We start from the raw sequence: 16,981 nt of genomic DNA, 5'->3' as shown, positions 1-16,981 counted from the left end.
TTTATCCCAACTGCTTGCGGGCGTTACGGAAGATACGCATCCACGGACCGTCCTCACCCCAGTTTTCCGGGTGCCATGAGTTACTGACGGTACGATACACACGTTCCGGATGCGGCATCATCACCGTCACACGACCACTTTCCGTGGTGACAGCGGTAATCCCATTCGGCGAGCCGTTCGGGTTAGCCGGGTAGGTTTCCGTTACGTTGCCAAAGTTATCGACAAAGCGCAGTGCGACCAGACCTTTGCTTTCCAGCGCCGCCAGATGGGCTGCGTCGCGAACTTCAACGCGCCCTTCTCCGTGCGAGACGGCGATAGGCATCATTGACCCGACCATGCCCTGCAGCAACAGAGACGGGCTCTGGGTCACCTCAACCAGGCTGAAGCGGGCTTCAAAGCGATCCGAATGGTTACGCACAAAGCGCGGCCACAGTTCACTGCCCGGGATCAGTTCACGCAGATTCGACATCATCTGACAGCCGTTACATACGCCCAGCGCCAGCGTTTGTGGACGATGGAAGAAGGTTTCGAACTCATCGCGCACGCGGTTGTTAAACAGGATTGATTTCGCCCAGCCCTCACCCGCGCCCAGTACGTCGCCGTAAGAGAAGCCGCCGCAGGCCACCAGCGCCTGGAAGTTACCCAGACCCGTGCGCCCACCGAGCAGATCGCTCATGTGCACGTCAATCGCGTCAAAGCCTGCACGCTGGAACGCCGCAGCCATTTCGACGTGGGAGTTCACACCTTGCTCACGCAGTACCGCCACTTTCGGACGCGCACCGGTTGCAATATACGGTGCGGCGATATCGTCATTAATATCAAAGGTCAGCTTCGCGCTAAGGCCTGGATCGGCATCGTTGGTTTTCGCATCGTGCTCCTGATCGGCGCACTCCGGGTTATCACGCAGACGCTGCATTTGCCAGGTGGTTTCGGCCCACCAGATGCGAAGCGTCGTGCGACTTTCGCTGAAGACGGTCTGACCGTTGGCTTCGATAACAAAACGATCGCCCGTGACGGCCTGACCCAGGTAATGTACGCAATCGCCCAGACCGTGTTGCGCCAGCAGTGCTTCCACCGCCTCGCGATCCGCTGCGCGAACCTGAATCACCGCGCCAAGTTCTTCGTTGAACAACGCCGCCAGACGATCGTCGCCCAGTGCAGCGATATCCGCCTGAACCCCACAGTGACCGGTAAAGGCCATTTCCGCCAGCGTCACCAGCAGGCCGCCATCGGAACGGTCGTGATAAGCGAGCAGTTTACGTTGCGCCACCAGCGCCTGCATCGCGTCGTAGAAGCCCTTCAGTTGCGCGACGTCACGCACATCTGCCGGCGTATCACCAAGCTGGCGGTATACCTGCGCCAGCGCCGTCGCGCCCAGCGCGTTGTGGCCACGGCCCAGGTCGATCAGCAGCAGCGCGTTGTCTTCAGTAGAAAGCTGCGGGGTGATGGTATGACGCACATCTTCCACGCGGGCAAAAGCGGAAATCACCAGCGACAGCGGCGAGGTCATTTCGCGCTGTTCGTTGCCTTCCTGCCAACGGGTTTTCATCGACATCGAGTCTTTACCCACCGGAATCGTCAGACCCAGCGCCGGACAGAGTTCTTCACCGACCGCTTTCACCGCTTCGTATAAACCGGCATCTTCGCCCGGGTGACCGGCTGCGGCCATCCAGTTAGCGGAAAGCTTAATGCGTTTGATATCACCAATCTGCGTTGCCGCGATATTGGTCAATGCTTCCCCGACCGCCAGACGGGCAGAAGCGGAGAAGTCGAGCAGCGCCACTGGCGCACGTTCGCCGATCGACATCGCTTCACCGTAGTAGCTGTCGAGGCTGGCGGTGGTCACCGCGCAGTTCGCCACCGGCACCTGCCACGGACCGACCATCTGATCGCGAGACACCATCCCGGTCACAGTACGGTCACCAATGGTGACCAGGAAGGTTTTTTCCGCCACCGTCGGCAGATGCAGAACGCGTTTAACTGCATCCGCAATGGTGATGTCAGCACGATCCAGTGCCTCACCTTTCGCCTTCAGCGTCTGAACGTCGCGGGTCATCTTCGGCGTTTTGCCGAGCAGTACGTCAAGTGGCAGATCGATAGGCTGGTTGTTGAAGTGACGATCGTTTAGCGACAGATGCTGTTCTTCGGTCGCCTCACCAATTACCGCATACGGCGCGCGCTCGCGCTTACACAGCTCGTCGAACAGCGGCAGTTGGTCCGCCGCCACAGCCAGCACGTAACGTTCCTGGGACTCGTTACACCAGATCTCCAGCGGGCTCATACCCGGCTCATCGCTGAGGATGTCACGCAGTTCGAATTTACCGCCGCGTCCGCCGTCGCTAACCAGTTCAGGCATCGCGTTCGACAGACCGCCGGCGCCAACGTCGTGGATAAACAGGATCGGGTTGGCGTCACCCAACTGCCAGCAGCGGTCGATCACTTCCTGGCAGCGGCGTTCCATCTCTGGGTTATCACGCTGTACCGAGGCAAAATCAAGATCCGCGTCAGACTGGCCGGAGGCCATCGAGGAAGCCGCGCCGCCGCCCAGGCCGATATTCATCGCCGGACCGCCGAGAACGATCAGCTTCGCCCCGACGACGATCTCGCCTTTCTGTACGTGATCGGCACGAATGTTACCAATCCCGCCCGCCAGCATGATCGGCTTGTGATAGCCGCGCAGCTCTTCGCCATTGTGGCTGTTCACTTTTTCTTCGTAAGTACGGAAATAGCCGTTCAGCGCAGGACGACCAAATTCATTGTTAAACGCCGCGCCGCCCAGCGGGCCTTCAGTCATGATATCCAGCGCGGTCACAATACGCTCTGGCTTGCCGAAGTCTTCTTCCCACGGCTGCTCAAAGCCCGGAATGCGCAGGTTAGAAACGGAGAAGCCTACCAGACCCGCTTTTGGCTTCGCGCCGCGTCCGGTTGCCCCTTCATCACGGATTTCACCGCCGGAACCAGTCGCCGCCCCCGGCCACGGCGAGATCGCCGTCGGGTGGTTATGGGTTTCCACCTTCATCAGGATATGCGCCGGCTCCTGGTGGAAGTCATAGCGACCGGTCGCGTGGTCGGCAAAGTAACGCCCCACTTCAGACCCTTCCATCACCGCCGCGTTATCTTTATACGCGGAAAGCACGTGGTCCGGTGTGGTTTCAAAGGTGTTTTTGATCATCTTGAACAGCGACTTCGGCTGTTGCTTGCCATCGATGATCCAGTCGGCGTTGAAAATCTTGTGACGGCAGTGCTCAGAGTTCGCCTGCGCAAACATGTAGAGTTCGATGTCGTTCGGGTTGCGCCCCAGTCGGGTAAACGCGTCCTGCAGGTAATCAATTTCGTCATCCGCCAGCGCCAGACCGAGACGCAGGTTAGCATCAATCAGCGCCTGACGGCCTTCACCCAGCAGATCAACACTTGCAACCGGCGCCGGCTGATGGTGAGCAAACAGTTTTTCCGCATCGGTTAACGAAGAGAACACCGTCTCCATCATTCGATCGTGCAGTTCAGCGGCAACCCACTGCCACTGCTCAGCGCTTAGCGTGGAGGCCTCAACGTAATAAGCGACGCCGCGTTCCAGACGGTCAATTTGTTGCAGACCGCAGTTATGGGCGATATCTGTCGCTTTGGAAGACCAGGGGGAGATGGTGCCAGGGCGCGGCGTCACCAGCAGCAGTTTCCCTTCCGGGGTGTGGCTGCTCAGGCTGGGACCGTATTTCAGCAGACGGGCAAGCTGCGCGTGCTCATCCTCGTTCAACGGAGCGTTCAGGTCAGCGAAATGGACGTACTCGGCGTAAATATTGCTTACCTGGAGGTTGGCAGCCTGAAAACGTGCCAGCAGTTTGTTAATACGGAATGCGGACAGTGCAGGCGAACCACGCAGAATTTCCATCATAAGTCTCTCGTCTTCTAAGCTAAGCTTTCGGTGTGCCCAAGTGGGGAAACGGGCGTCATTATAAAGAATCTGAGCCGCCGACGAAACCGTTTGCGTCGAAATAAAATCCACCGCCGTTATTGTCATACGATGCTGCCAATGGCTGTAATTAGTTGCCAACTGGCGCAAGTTTAAGCAAAATGCCGCTCATTGATGAATACTCCTGGCCTTTCTATTCTTTTTCCCATCCTGAGGCAACGCACGGTTCAGAGAATTAACTAATTGAAAAAATTAAAGATTAATTATCTGTTCATCGGCATACTGACGCTGCTGCTGGCGGCGGCCCTCTGGCCCTCTATCCCCTGGTTCGGTAAAGCCGATAATCGTATCGCCGCGATCCAGTCGCGGGGAGAGTTGCGCGTGAGCACAATTGAGTCGCCGCTCACCTGGGCGAAACTCGACGGTAAGCCGTACGGGCTCGATTACGAGCTGGCGCAGCAGTTCGCCAGCTATCTGGGTGTAAAACTGAAGATTACCGTCCGCCAGAACATCAGCCAGCTGTTTGACGATCTGGATAATGGTGACGCCGACCTGCTGGCGGCCGGGCTGGTCTACAACAGTGAACGAGTGAAAAACTATCAGCCAGGGCCGACTTACTATTCGGTATCCCAGCAACTGGTCTACAAAGTGGGTCAGTATCGTCCCCGTACGTTGGGCAGCGTGACGGAAAGTCAACTCACTATCACGCCGGGACACGTGGTGGCAAACGATCTGCAAACGCTGAAACAGACAAAATACCCTGAGCTGAGCTGGCGGATCGATGAGAAAAAAGGCTCAACGGAACTGCTTGATGCGGTGATTGCCGGACAGCTGGATTACACCATTGCCGACTCTGTCGCCATCAGCCTCTACCAACGCGTTCATCCCGAACTGGCCGTTGCGCTGGATATCACCGACGAACAGCCGGTGACCTGGTTTAGCCAGCTGGATGATGACAACACGCTGTCTGCCGCCCTGCTCGATTTCTTCAACGGCATGAATGAGGACGGCTCCCTGGCGCGTCTCGAAGAAAAATATCTGGGGCACGGCGATGATTTTGACTATGTCGATACCCGCACCTTTCTGCGCGCGGTTGATGCCATGCTCCCCGACCTGAAACCGCTGTTTGAAAAACACGCCCAGGAGATTGGCTGGCAGCTGCTTGCGGCGATCTCCTGGCAGGAATCGCATTGGGATCCGCAGGCCACATCACCAACCGGCGTGCGCGGCATGATGATGCTCACCAAAAACACCGCACAAAGTCTCGGTCTGACCGACAGAACCGATCCTGAGCAGAGCATCAGCGGTGGAGCACGCTACTTACAGGACATGATGAGTAAAGTGCCGGACACCGTACCCGAGAACGAGCGTATCTGGTTTGCGCTGGCGGCCTATAACATGGGTTATGCGCATATGCTTGATGCGCGGGCGCTGACAGCCAAAACGAAGGGAAACCCGGACAGTTGGGCAGACGTCAAACAGCGGCTGCCGTTGCTCAGTCAAAAACAGTATTACAGCAAGCTGACCTACGGTTATGCGCGCGGACATGAGGCCTACGCCTACGTTGAAAACATCCGTAAATATCAGATAAGCCTGCAGGGCTATTTGCAGGAGAAAGAAAAGCAACTGGCTGAAGAGATGAAACTGGCACAAGAGTATCCGGTCGTCTCACCAACGGAATTTGGCAAACAGCGGCGACCACTCGCCGCCTTCCTGTCGCAATCGTCATCCAGTTATCTGACGCACTCGCCGTCGCTGCTGCGTTTACCGCAGAAGAAAGAAGACAAAGAGTAAACAGAACCGCAATGCCTACTGGCTTGCGGCTTTCTTCAACGCTTTGATCTCCTGACGGCGCATGCGGAAGAAATCGCTGAGCAGCGTCGCACACTCCTCACGCAATATTCCTTCAGTGACCTCAACGCGATGATTCATTCCCGGATGATGCAGAACATCCATCAGCGAACCGGCAGCGCCGGTTTTTGCATCGCGCGCGCCGAACACCACATGGCGGATACGGCTGTGCACCATCGCGCCAGCGCACATGACGCACGGCTCAAGGGTCACATACAGCGTCGCGTCAATCAGACGATAATTTTGCAGGACGAGGCCGCCCTGACGTAGCGCCATGATCTCTGCGTGCGCGGTGGGATCGTGATGGCCAATCGGGCGGTTCCAGCCTTCACCGATCACGCGATTGTTGTGCACCAATACGGCACCGACCGGGACTTCACGTTCATCCCAGGCGCGCTTCGCCAGCGTTAACGCATGACGCATCCAGTATTCGTGACTAAACTCAACATCTGACAAAGGGGTTACTCCGGTAATCATTGCGGGCGCATTATACAGGGTCGCGATACCCTTCGTCTTTCAACTATTCCAGTTGCTGGAGTTCTCCACGAGGCGTGACGCGCCAGCGGTGCTGGCAAAAATAGAGCAGCGGGTTGTCCTGATTGCTGTCGCTGTAGCCGCTGTAGAGGCGCAGCGGCGTGCCGATTTTACGCTCCAGCTGTGCGACTTTTTCATGCCCCAGACAGCGCAGGGTCAGCACCCAACCGCCGTACCCCCGCTTCATCTGGCTGGCGATCAAATTCACGCGCGGCAGCCACGGCGTATCAACATAGACCTGTTCCACCAGCGACTGCGGCGAACCGGTGATGAGCCAGATATCGGCATCGGAGCTGAGCAGATAGGTGGTCAGACGCTCCTGGACCTGAGGAAACGCCGTAACGTTCTGTCGGAACCATCGAACAAAATCGGCCTGCCTGGCCTGTAGACTGGTCTCGCTGTGGCCGAAGGTACATCCCCACAGCAGCAGACTCATCGGCCAGCGCGCAGCGCGTCCTTTAATCAGTAACGCACCGACAATCACGGGCAACAACGGCAGCACGAGCAGCGCATTCAGCGGCTGGCGACGCAACAGATAGCGCAGGAAACTGCCAAACATATCCTGCTGATGTAGCGTACCATCCAAATCAAAAAAAACGACACGACGCGCGTGATTGGTCAAACCTTACTCCTCGGGATCGTTGAATCCTAACAGCCAGGTAAACAGGAACCCGGCTATCACTGCTACTAAATAGCCTAACAGATAGAACATCACTTTTCCGGCAACAATCGTTAACGCCAGCGGTAATCCGGAAATACCGAAGGTGATGACGGTGGCGACCTTCCAGTAGCTGATCAGCGCTCCGCCTACTGCGCCACCAAGACAGGCGCCAATAAACGGTTTGCCCAGGGGAAGCGTGACGCCAAAAATCAGCGGTTCGCCAATACCGAGTAATCCCACCGGTAACGCCCCCTTAATCACTTTTTTCAACCGCGCGTTACGGGTTTTCATTAGCACGGCAATTGCCGCGCCCACTTGCCCGACGCCCGCCATCGCCAGAATGGGAAAGAGCGCGTTATAGCCATGCGCCTGCACCAGCTCAACGTGAATCGGCACCAGCCCCTGATGCAGCCCCGTCAGCACCAGTGGCAGGAAGGTTCCCGCCAGAACCGCGCCGACCAGAAAGCCGCCGCGATCGATAGCCCAGGACGCGCCGTGAGCAATTGACTCCGAAATCCAGCCGCCCAGCGGTTGCAGCGCCACAATCGCAATCGAGCCGGTGATGATGGTCGTCAGTAGCGGATTGAGGATAAGCTCCAGCGAGCCGGGTAACACGTCGCGGAATTTACGCTCGATCCAGCACATCAGCGCCACCACCAGCAGCACGGCAATCACCCCACCACGGCCTGGCTGGAGCGCTTCACCAAACAGCGTAATTTGCGCCAGTTGCGGACTCGACAGAATGCCCGCCATCACGCCGCCCATCGCCAGCGAACCACCGAAGACTTTGGCGGTATTCACCCCCACCAGAATGTTCATGATGGCGAAAACTGCACTGCCGAATATCCCCATCAGCCCCAGCATGTTGGGGTAATGGGTGGCGAAATCGCCGACGATATCCGGGCGTTTGAGAATGTTAATGATGCCGGTGATTAAACCGGAGGCGATAAACGCCGGGATCAGGGGAATAAAAACATTCGCCAGCTTGCGTAGCGCATCGCTCATCGGCGCTTTGTACTTTGCTTTGGCCTGCGATTTCGTGCGCTCAATGTCATCGACTGCCGGGCGCGCGCTCCCCTGCGCCAACAGCGCTCGCATGGCATCAACGACCTTTGCCGCCTTTCCGGGTCCGACGATGATCTGATGCTGCGCCCCCTGCTTCACGTAGCCACTGACGCCCGGTAGCTGTTTCAGATGCGGGATATCCAGCAGCGTATCGTCTTTCACTTCCACCCGGACGCGCGTCATACAATTTTCCAGACGCAGAATATTTTGTTCTCCGCCTATTCCCAGCAGAATATCGCTGGCAAGGGTCGCCATCTTATCCATAGTTACCTCGATGAATCAGCTAACGCAGCGCGTAAGAATCCCTGATGGGCGGCCAGTTTTTCGCGCGCCGCATCAGCGTTGAGACCGCTCAGTGCCATAAGAATGGCCGGTTTCACGTCAAAATCGGTCTGTCTGAGCAGCGTTTCCGCCTCAGCGCGGGCAATGCCTGTGGCTTCAACCACCATTCGACACGCGCGGTCCATCAGTTTGATATTGGTTGCTTTCATATCCACCATCAGGTTCTGGTACACCTTGCCAAACTTCACCATCGCCCCGGTGGAGATCATATTGAGCACCAGCTTTTGCGCGGTACCGGATTTCAGACGCGTTGAGCCTGTCAGCGCCTCAGGCCCTACTACGGGTGAAATCGCAATATCCGCTTCCTGCGCAATCGGCGAGTCCGGATTACAGGAGATAGCAACCGTGGTACAACCCGTTTTGCGGGCATATTTCAGTCCACCGATGACATACGGCGTACGCCCTGATGCCGCCAGCCCAACCACCAGATCCTGCGGCACGAGGTTCAGGGCAATAAGATCGTCTTCACCGAGCTGCGCGTTGTCTTCTGCCCCTTCAACGGCTTTCAGCAATGCTCCCGGACCACCGGCGATTAGCCCCACCACCAGACCATGAGGAACGCCAAACGTCGGTGGGCATTCAGACGCATCCAGCACGCCGAGTCGCCCACTGGTCCCTGCGCCCATATAGATAATCCGACCACCGGATTTTAACGCTTCAGCCGCGGCATCGACGGCGCTCGCAACATCGGGCAATGTTGCTTTTACTGCTTCCGCTACCAGCGTATCCTGTTGATTAAAACGGTGAACCAGATCCAGCGTTGATAACGCGTCGAGGTCCATTGTTTGCGGATTACGGGTTTCTGATACTAAAGCGCCGAGATTCATGTTTGCTCCTCAGGAATTTTTAATTCATATTAACGACCAATAATGGAATATAATATTCGTGCAGGCGAGTGAAATTTCATTTTGTCGCCGCCATCACGTTTTCGTCAGGAGAGACCATGAACTGTTTAATTCGCATCCGACAGCGCTACCCGGGATTTGCGCAGAGTGATAAAAAACTCGCGGACTATCTTCTGATACAACCCGACACTGCCCGCCACCTCAGTTCTCAGCAACTGGCCGCCGAAGCGGGCGTCAGTCAGTCGAGCGTGGTGAAGTTCGCGCAAAAGCTCGGCTATAAGGGATTCCCGGCGTTGAAACTGGCGATCAGCGAAGCGCTGGTCAGCAATCCGAACCCGCATTCGGTGCCAGTGCATAACCAGATCCGTGGCGACGATCCCCTGCGTCTGGTCGGCGAGAAACTGATCAAAGAGAATGTGGCGGCGATGCATGCCACGCTGGATGTCAACACGGAAGAGAAGCTGAGCGAAAGCGTGACGATGCTGCGTAACGCCCGTCGGATCGTGTTAACCGGGATTGGTGCCTCCGGTCTGGTAGCGCAGAATTTTGCCTGGAAGCTGATGAAAATCGGCCTGAATGCTATTGTTGAGCGCGATATGCATGCGCTGTTGGCCACGGTTCAGGCGCTGACGCCGGACGATCTGCTGTTAGCGATTTCCTACAGCGGCGAACGTCGGGAACTGAACCTGGCGGCAGAAGAGACTTTACGCGTCGGCGGGCAGATCCTGGCGATCACGGGTTTCACCCCTAATGGGCTTCAACAGCGCGCCAGCCACTGCCTGTATACCATCGCGGAAGAACAGGCCACCCGCAGTGCGGCGATCTCTTCAACCCACGCGCAAATGATGCTCACCGATCTGCTTTTTATGGCGCTGGTACAGCAGGATCTGGAGCACGCACCTGAACGTATTCGCCACAGCGAGGCGCTGGTAAAAAAACTGGTCTGAGCAAGGAATGCGCGTATAATGCCCGCCCGGTTTGTGTTGTTTTGAGAGTTTCCTGATGGCCCTGTTAATCACGAAAAAATGCATCAATTGCGATATGTGCGAACCCGAATGTCCGAATGAGGCCATTTCGATGGGTGACAGCATCTATGAGATTAACAGCGACAAATGCACCGAGTGCGTCGGTCATTACGACACGCCCACCTGCCAGAAGGTGTGCCCGATCCCCAATACGATCCTCAAAGACCCGGCACATGTCGAAACGGAAGAACAACTGTGGGACAAATTTGTCCAGATGCACCACGCCGATAAAATCTAACTTTCGATAATGACCGTGGCGCAGGCATAGTGACGTTCATCGGCCAGCGTTACGTGCATATGCGCAACGCCTAGTTTTTCCGCCAGCGCTAACGCCTCTCCCCATAACCGCAAGCGCGGTTTACCAAGTTCGTCGTTAAACACTTCAAACTGATTAAACGCCAGCCCATTGCGAATACCGGTACCAAAAGCTTTCGCCGCCGCCTCTTTGACGGCAAAGCGTTTTGCCAGAAAACGCACCGGCTGCTGGTGCGTTTCCCAGATAGCCCACTCGTTAGCGCTGAGCACTCGTCGGGCAAGCCGGTCACCGGAACGGGAGATCACCGCTTCAATGCGCGCAATCTCCACGATATCGGTGCCTAATCCAAGAATGGCCATTAGCCGCGCGCTTCCAGCATCAAACGTTTCATTTCCGCGACGGCGTCTTTCAGCCCGCTCATCACCGCACGACCGATAATCGCATGACCGATATTCAGCTCGTGCATTTCCGGCAGCGCGGCAATGGCTTTGACGTTGTGATAGGTCAGGCCGTGTCCCGCATTGACTTTCAGCCCCAGGCTTGCGGCAAAGGTGGCGGCTTTCGCGATGCGCGCCAGTTCCTGCGCCTGTTCCGCATCGGTTTTTGCATCTGCATAGCAGCCGGTATGAATTTCAATGTACGGTGCGCCGACGTCAGCAGCCGCTTTGATTTGCGCGTCATCGGCGTCAATAAACAGCGACACAAGGATCCCGGCGTCAGCCAGACGTTTACAGGCATCACGCATTTTGTCGCGCTGCCCGGCCACATCCAGGCCGCCTTCGGTGGTCACTTCCTGGCGCTTTTCCGGCACCAGGCAGCAAAAATGCGGTTTGGTTTCCACGGCAATCGCCAGCATCTCTTCCGTCACCGCCATTTCCAGGTTCATACGCGTGTCCAGCGTCTGGCGCAGAATGCGGACATCGCGGTCGGTAATGTGACGGCGATCTTCACGTAAATGGACGGTAATGCCATCAGCACCCGCCTGCTCGGCAATGAATGCCGCCTGAACCGGATCCGGATATTCAGTACCGCGTGCATTACGTAACGTGGCAATGTGGTCAATGTTGACGCCTAACAGTAATTCAGCCATGACAATCCTCGTGATTTTATGTTCGCTTCGGCATGAACTGCCGGAATAATTCGCGGCTCTTTAAGGGTTTACCACCAAGATACGGCTTCAGCGCTATGCGGGTAAAGCGTTTCGCCGCACGTAGCGTATCAACATCCGGAAATTCGCGTTCTGCCAGCGCCCGCAGATGGCGTCCGGTAAAGGTGCTGTTGTCAATCACAACGCTGGCGATAAAGCCTTTTTCTTCGCGATAGCGGTAGGTCATGGTGTCATCCACCGGCTCACCGCTGCCCGCACAGTGCAGGAAATCGACTCCATACCCGAGGTGGCCGAGCAGCGCCAGTTCAAAACGACGCAGCACGGGTTCCGGCGTTCCCGTAGCCCCCGCCAGTGCCTGAATGCAATGCAGATAATCGAAAAAGAGTTCAGAAAAGCGGGTTTCGTGCTCCAGCACGCGGGCGAGCAGTTCGTTGACGTACAGGCCGCTGTACAGCGTGATACCGCTCAGAGGGAGCGCCAGAGAAACCGCTTCCGCGCTACGCAGCGTTTTGACGTCGCCACGTCCGCCAAAGCGGACTAACAGGGGGGTGAAAGGTTGAAGGGCACCTTTCAGATTAGAGCGTTTAGAACGTGCGCCTTTAGCAACAAGACGCACGCGACCCGACTCTTCCGTGAAGACGTCCAGCATCAGGCTGGTTTCGCTCCAGGGGCGACTATGCAGGACAAATGCGCGCTGCCAGCCCTCCATCATACTCGTCGCCTGTTCGGAGCGCAGGTTTAGAGATCGTCGACGTAACCGAGACTGCGCAGCGCGCGTTCGTCATCGGCCCAGCCGGATTTCACTTTCACCCACAGTTCAAGATGAACCGGAGCTTCAAACATTTCCTGCATGTCTTTACGCGCTTCAATACCGATGGTCTTGATTTTGGCCCCTTTGTTGCCAATAACCATCTTCTTTTGCCCTTCGCGCTCAACGAGGATCAGCCCGTTGATGTCATAACCGCCGCGCTCGTTTGACACGAAGCGTTCGATTTCCACAGTCACGGAGTATGGAAGTTCAGCGCCAAGGAAACGCATCAGCTTTTCACGGATGATTTCAGAAGCCATAAAACGCTGTGAACGATCGGTGATGTAATCTTCCGGGAAGTGATGCTCCGCCTCCGGCAGATGCTTGCGCACGATGCCCGCGACGGTGTCGACATTCATCCCGGTTTCCGCAGAGATCGGTACGATGTCGAGGAAGTCCATCTGGCTTGCCAGGAACTGCAAATGCGGCAGCAGATCGGCTTTTTCCTGCACGTTATCTACTTTGTTGACGGCCAGAATCACCGGCGCTTTACCGTCACGCAGTTTATTGAGCACCATCTCGTCATCCGGCGTCCAGCGGGTGCCTTCCACCACAAAGATCACCAGTTCAACATCACCAATGGAGCTGCTGGCCGCTTTGTTCATCAGACGGTTAATCGCGCGTTTTTCTTCCATGTGCAGACCCGGAGTATCGACGTAAATCGCCTGCCAGGGCCCTTCGGTATGGATCCCGACAATACGGTGACGCGTGGTCTGCGCTTTACGGGAGGTGATCGAAATCTTCTGCCCGAGCAGGTTGTTCAACAGCGTGGATTTGCCAACGTTCGGACGACCGACGATGGCAATAAATCCGCAATAGGTTTTTTCGTCGCTCATTCCAGCTCCAGTTTTTTCAACGCCTGTTCGGCGGCAGCCTGTTCCGCCTTGCGACGGCTCGAACCTGTGCCAACCACCGGTTCACTCAGGCCGCTGACCTGGCAGTGGATAGTAAATTCCTGATCGTGCGCTTCACCACGCACCTGTACCACCAGATAAGACGGCAGCGGCAGATGGCGACCCTGCAAATACTCCTGCAAACGCGTTTTCGGATCTTTTTGCTTATCGCCAGGACTGATTTCGTCCAGACGAGTCTGATACCAGTTGAGGATCAGCTTTTCGACGGTCTGAATGTCACTGTCAAGGAAAACCCCGCCAATCAACGCTTCGACGGTATCGGCCAGAATCGATTCGCGACGGAAGCCACCGCTTTTCAGTTCGCCAGGCCCTAAGCGCAGACATTCGCCCAGATCAAACTCGCGGGCTAATTCAGCCAGCGTATTCCCGCGCACCAGCGTCGCGCGCATACGACTCATATCACCCTCGTCCACTCGCGGGAAACGGTGATACAGCGCATTCGCAATCACAAAACTTAAAATTGAGTCGCCAAGAAATTCTAAACGCTCGTTATGTTTGCTGCTGGCACTGCGATGGGTTAATGCCTGCTGCAACAACTCCTGATGAGTAAAAGTGTAGCCCAGCTTCCGTTGAAGCCGATTAATTACGATGGGGTTCATGCGATACCAATAAATAAATGCGTCAACAATTCAGCACACGAAACAGACCTGATATATGTAGCATCCTTCCGGCCGCGTTAAGCAGCTTATGTACGCTCATATAGGGGGACCAACGCTGTTTCGTGTGCCGTGGCGACCTGGAGGCGCCAACCTGAAACTTCGGGGGAATATTCTATACACAACGACGAGGGATGTCGTTAGCCTGGGCAGATTTATCGAAGAAATAATTCACGTTGCCGTCATAACGACGACAACGTGAACGATTCGCGGCAATTAGTGGATACCACCAATGCGGCTTAAACGAACGCCAGTCGGCCATTCGCCTTCTTGTTTGTCGAAACTCATCCAGATGGCAGTGGCTTTACCGACCAGATTCGCTTCCGGGACAAAGCCCCAGTAACGGCTGTCCGCGCTGTTATCGCGGTTGTCGCCCATCATGAAATACTGGCCCGGCGGCACAATCCAGGTCGCCAGCGGCTGCCCGGACTGCTGGTAATACATCCCCACCTGATCCTGAGCAATCGGCACGGTCAGAATACGGTGCGTCACGTCGCCCAGCGTCTCTTTACGCTCGGACAGACGAATACCGTTCTCTTTCGTTTCACTCAGCGGGATCTCAAAGAAACCACTGGTGGCTTCACCACCGTTACGACGTGCAAACGTCTGCACAAAATCGCTCGGCTGAACGTCGCTATAGGTGACCGGCAGGGCGTTCTCACACGCCTGACCCGAACGGCAACCCGGCTGAATAGTCACTTCTTTCGCGACCGGATCATAGGTCACTTTATCACCAGGCAAACCGACCGCTCGCTTGATGTAATCCAGCCGTGGATCTTCCGGGTATTTAAAGACCACGATATCACCGCGTTTGGGATGACCCGTTTCGATCAGGGTTTTCTGGTAAATCGGATCTTTAATACCGTAGGCAAATTTCTCCACCAGAATAAAGTCACCGATCAACAGCGTCGGCATCATCGAACCCGATGGGATCTGGAAAGGTTCATAGATGAACGAACGCACAACCAGCACGATAGCCAGCACCGGGAAAACCGAAGCGCCAGTTTCCAGCCAGCCAGGCTTCGGCGAGACTTTTTTCAGCGTTGCCTTATCCAGTGAATCTCCGGCTGCAGCCTGTGCCGCCGCCTGACGCTCCCGACGTTTTGGTGCGAAGATAAATTTATCCACGCACCATAAAATGCCCGTGACCAATGTGGCAATCACTAGAATCAGGGCAAACATATTCGCCATGCCAACTCCTTAAGGATTATTTGCTGTCTTTGCCGACATGCAGAATGGCGAGGAACGCTTCCTGAGGCAGCTCAACGTTACCGATCTGCTTCATCCGCTTCTTACCTTCTTTCTGCTTCTGCAACAGCTTTTTCTTACGGCTGATATCGCCGCCATAGCATTTTGCCAGAACGTTTTTACGCAACTGTTTCACAGTAGAACGCGCAATGATATGCGTCCCGATCGCCGCCTGGATCGCAATATCGAACTGTTGACGTGGGATCAGATCTTTCATCTTCTCCACCAGCTCACGACCACGGCTCTGCGAGTTATCACGGTGAGTGATCAGCGCCAGCGCATCGACACGTTCGTTGTTGATCAAGACATCAACACGCACCATGTCGGAGGCCTGGAAGCGTTTAAAGTTGTAATCCAGCGACGCATAACCGCGCGAGGTGGACTTCAGGCGGTCAAAGAAGTCGAGTACCACTTCAGCCATCGGGATTTCATAAGTCAGCGCCACCTGGTTACCGTGGTAAACCATGTTGGTCTGCACGCCACGCTTCTCAATACACAGGGTAATCACGTTACCGAGGTATGCCTGAGGCAACAGCATATGACATTCCGCGATCGGTTCGCGCAACTCATAGATGTTATTCAGCGGTGGCAGCTTGGACGGGCTGTCGACGTAAATCGTCTCTTTCGCGGTGGTTTCGACTTCATACACAACCGTCGGCGCGGTGGTGATCAGGTCGAGATCGTATTCACGTTCCAGACGCTCCTGAATGATCTCCATGTGTAACAGACCAAGGAAGCCACAGCGGAAGCCGAAGCCCAGCGCAGTAGAACTTTCCGGCTCATAGAACAGAGAGGCGTCGTTGAGGCTAAGCTTGCCCAGCGCGTCGCGGAAGTTCTCGTAATCATCAGAGCTGACCGGGAACAGGCCCGCATAAACCTGCGGTTTTACCTTTTTGAAGCCTGGCAGCGCTTTTTCTGCCGGGTTACGTGCCTGAGTCAGGGTATCGCCAACCGGTGCGCCGAGGATGTCTTTAATCGCACACACCAGCCAACCTACCTCGCCGCACTTAAGCTCGGTACGATCAACCTGTTTAGGCGTGAAGATCCCCAGACGGTCAGCGTTATAGGTCTGACCGGTACTCATCACTTTGATTTTGTCGCCTTTACGCAGGGTGCCGTTTTTAATACGCACCAGCGAGACAACGCCGAGATAATTATCGAACCAGGAGTCGATGATCAGCGCCTGTAACGGTCCATCCGGATCGCCCTGCGGCGGCGGAATATCACGCACCAGACGTTCCAGAACGTCGGTCACGCCCACGCCAGTTTTCGCCGAGCAGCGCACGGCATCAGTCGCATCAATACCAACGATGTCTTCAATCTCTTCGGCGACACGCTCGGGATCGGCGGCTGGCAGGTCAATTTTATTGAGGACCGGCACCACTTCGAGATCCATTTCCATCGCGGTGTAGCAGTTTGCCAGGGTTTGCGCTTCGACACCCTGCCCGGCATCCACCACCAGCAGTGCGCCTTCACAAGCGGCAAGCGAACGAGAAACTTCATACGAGAAGTCAACGTGGCCTGGGGTGTCGATGAAGTTAAGCTGGTATGTTTCACCATCAGCGGATTTGAAATCGAGCGTTACGCTCTGCGCTTTGATAGTAATACCGCGCTCACGCTCAAGATCCATCGAGTCGAGAACCTGCGCTTCCATTTCACGGTCAGACAGGCCACCGCAGATCTGAATAATACGGTCAGACAGCGTCGATTTACCGTGGTCGATGTGAGCAATGATCGAAAAGTTACGTATGTTCTTCATAA

Annotated in this window: 15 protein-coding genes; 3 read left to right on the top strand and 12 right to left on the bottom strand. The window is 55.8% G+C overall.

Annotated elements, in window-relative coordinates:
• Position 1: 1 nt before the first annotated feature.
• Positions 2-3,889, bottom strand: coding sequence for a phosphoribosylformylglycinamidine synthase (purL, locus tag JTI98_RS10365; protein WP_044326600.1), 3,888 nt, complete (start codon positions 3,887-3,889; stop codon positions 2-4).
• A 261-nt stretch (positions 3,890-4,150) separates the two neighbouring features.
• On the opposite strand from purL, the gene mltF reads away from it, so the two are divergent.
• Positions 4,151-5,701, top strand: a complete 1,551-nt coding sequence (gene mltF, locus JTI98_RS10360) for a membrane-bound lytic murein transglycosylase MltF (RefSeq protein ID WP_044253141.1) — start codon at positions 4,151-4,153, stop codon at positions 5,699-5,701.
• A gap of 15 nt (positions 5,702-5,716) precedes the next feature.
• Here the strand turns inward: mltF and tadA are convergent, their stop codons facing one another.
• The 4 genes from tadA to murQ are packed head-to-tail and all read right to left on the bottom strand — an operon-like array spanning position 5,717 to position 9,187.
• On the bottom strand, positions 5,717-6,235 hold the full coding sequence (gene tadA / locus JTI98_RS10355; RefSeq protein ID WP_072011051.1) for a tRNA adenosine(34) deaminase TadA: 519 nt from the start codon (positions 6,233-6,235) through the stop codon (positions 5,717-5,719).
• 43 nt (positions 6,236-6,278) lie between these two features.
• Entirely contained in the window at positions 6,279-6,914 is a 636-nt protein-coding gene (yfhb, locus tag JTI98_RS10350) for a phosphatidylglycerophosphatase C (RefSeq protein WP_044326601.1), read from the bottom strand.
• A 3-nt stretch (positions 6,915-6,917) separates the two neighbouring features.
• Positions 6,918-8,282 (bottom strand): PTS transporter subunit EIIC, encoded by a 1,365-nt coding sequence (locus JTI98_RS10345; RefSeq protein ID WP_042999788.1) that lies wholly within the window; start codon positions 8,280-8,282, stop codon positions 6,918-6,920.
• Positions 8,283-8,284: 2 nt separating this feature from the next.
• Positions 8,285-9,187: an N-acetylmuramic acid 6-phosphate etherase gene (gene murQ / locus JTI98_RS10340; protein WP_042999787.1), complete on the bottom strand. Its 903-nt coding sequence runs from the start codon at positions 9,185-9,187 to the stop codon at positions 8,285-8,287.
• 116 nt (positions 9,188-9,303) lie between these two features.
• On the opposite strand from murQ, the gene JTI98_RS10335 reads away from it, so the two are divergent.
• Positions 9,304-10,152 carry a MurR/RpiR family transcriptional regulator gene (locus JTI98_RS10335; RefSeq protein WP_042999786.1) on the top strand — a complete coding sequence of 283 codons (849 nt, stop codon included), beginning with the start codon at positions 9,304-9,306 and terminating at the stop codon, positions 10,150-10,152.
• Positions 10,153-10,207: 55 nt separating this feature from the next.
• Positions 10,208-10,468 carry a YfhL family 4Fe-4S dicluster ferredoxin gene (locus JTI98_RS10330; protein WP_042999785.1) on the top strand — a complete coding sequence of 87 codons (261 nt, stop codon included), beginning with the start codon at positions 10,208-10,210 and terminating at the stop codon, positions 10,466-10,468.
• Here the strand turns inward: JTI98_RS10330 and acpS are convergent.
• From acpS to lepA, 7 genes are all read right to left on the bottom strand, one after another.
• A complete protein-coding gene (acpS, locus tag JTI98_RS10325) occupies positions 10,465-10,845 on the bottom strand; it encodes a holo-ACP synthase (protein ID WP_042999784.1) in 381 nt (126 codons plus the stop codon). The two genes, JTI98_RS10330 and acpS, sit on opposite strands and share 4 nt — an antisense overlap.
• Entirely contained in the window at positions 10,845-11,576 is a 732-nt protein-coding gene (gene pdxJ, locus JTI98_RS10320; protein WP_216081215.1) for a pyridoxine 5'-phosphate synthase, read from the bottom strand. The genes acpS and pdxJ overlap by 1 nt, the downstream gene beginning before the upstream one ends.
• Before the next feature lie 16 nt (positions 11,577-11,592).
• Positions 11,593-12,303, bottom strand: a complete 711-nt coding sequence (gene recO, locus JTI98_RS10315) for a DNA repair protein RecO (protein ID WP_043001853.1) — start codon at positions 12,301-12,303, stop codon at positions 11,593-11,595.
• 29 nt (positions 12,304-12,332) lie between these two features.
• Positions 12,333-13,238 carry a GTPase Era gene (era, locus tag JTI98_RS10310; protein WP_042999782.1) on the bottom strand — a complete coding sequence of 302 codons (906 nt, stop codon included), beginning with the start codon at positions 13,236-13,238 and terminating at the stop codon, positions 12,333-12,335.
• The gene (gene rnc / locus JTI98_RS10305; protein ID WP_042291512.1) at positions 13,235-13,915 is read right to left on the bottom strand and encodes a ribonuclease III; all 681 of its coding nucleotides are present in this window, start codon (positions 13,913-13,915) and stop codon (positions 13,235-13,237) included. The genes era and rnc overlap by 4 nt, the downstream gene beginning before the upstream one ends.
• 273 nt (positions 13,916-14,188) lie before the next feature.
• Positions 14,189-15,163, bottom strand: coding sequence for a signal peptidase I (gene lepB, locus JTI98_RS10300; RefSeq protein ID WP_044253147.1), 975 nt, complete (start codon positions 15,161-15,163; stop codon positions 14,189-14,191).
• 16 nt (positions 15,164-15,179) lie between these two features.
• Positions 15,180-16,979 (bottom strand): translation elongation factor 4, encoded by a 1,800-nt coding sequence (gene lepA, locus JTI98_RS10295; protein WP_042999780.1) that lies wholly within the window; start codon positions 16,977-16,979, stop codon positions 15,180-15,182.
• Between the last annotated feature and the right edge of the window lie 2 nt (positions 16,980-16,981).

It is taken from the genome of Citrobacter sp. MGH 55, from assembly GCF_016906145.1.
Taxonomy (GTDB): Bacteria; Pseudomonadota; Gammaproteobacteria; order Enterobacterales; family Enterobacteriaceae; genus Citrobacter_A; species Citrobacter_A amalonaticus.
The sequence above is the reverse complement of the archived record's forward strand: the minus strand, read 5'-3'. Positions and strand labels throughout refer to the sequence as shown.

What these genes read in the sequence shown, in the direction of transcription:
- pdxJ (WP_216081215.1), bottom strand. Translation starts at nt 11,576, where the DNA reads ATGGCTGAATTACTGTTAGGCGTCAACATTGACCACATTGCCACGTTA.
- lepA (WP_042999780.1), bottom strand. Translation starts at nt 16,979, where the DNA reads ATGAAGAACATACGTAACTTTTCGATCATTGCTCACATCGACCACGGT.
- era (WP_042999782.1), bottom strand. Translation starts at nt 13,238, where the DNA reads ATGAGCGACGAAAAAACCTATTGCGGATTTATTGCCATCGTCGGTCGT.
- acpS (WP_042999784.1), bottom strand. Translation starts at nt 10,845, where the DNA reads ATGGCCATTCTTGGATTAGGCACCGATATCGTGGAGATTGCGCGCATT.
- tadA (WP_072011051.1), bottom strand. Translation starts at nt 6,235, where the DNA reads ATGATTACCGGAGTAACCCCTTTGTCAGATGTTGAGTTTAGTCACGAA.
- lepB (WP_044253147.1), bottom strand. Translation starts at nt 15,163, where the DNA reads ATGGCGAATATGTTTGCCCTGATTCTAGTGATTGCCACATTGGTCACG.
- rnc (WP_042291512.1), bottom strand. Translation starts at nt 13,915, where the DNA reads ATGAACCCCATCGTAATTAATCGGCTTCAACGGAAGCTGGGCTACACT.
- purL (WP_044326600.1), bottom strand. Translation starts at nt 3,889, where the DNA reads ATGATGGAAATTCTGCGTGGTTCGCCTGCACTGTCCGCATTCCGTATT.
- JTI98_RS10335 (WP_042999786.1), top strand. Translation starts at nt 9,304, where the DNA reads ATGAACTGTTTAATTCGCATCCGACAGCGCTACCCGGGATTTGCGCAG.
- recO (WP_043001853.1), bottom strand. Translation starts at nt 12,303, where the DNA reads ATGGAGGGCTGGCAGCGCGCATTTGTCCTGCATAGTCGCCCCTGGAGC.
- JTI98_RS10330 (WP_042999785.1), top strand. Translation starts at nt 10,208, where the DNA reads ATGGCCCTGTTAATCACGAAAAAATGCATCAATTGCGATATGTGCGAA.
- murQ (WP_042999787.1), bottom strand. Translation starts at nt 9,187, where the DNA reads ATGAATCTCGGCGCTTTAGTATCAGAAACCCGTAATCCGCAAACAATG.
- JTI98_RS10345 (WP_042999788.1), bottom strand. Translation starts at nt 8,282, where the DNA reads ATGGATAAGATGGCGACCCTTGCCAGCGATATTCTGCTGGGAATAGGC.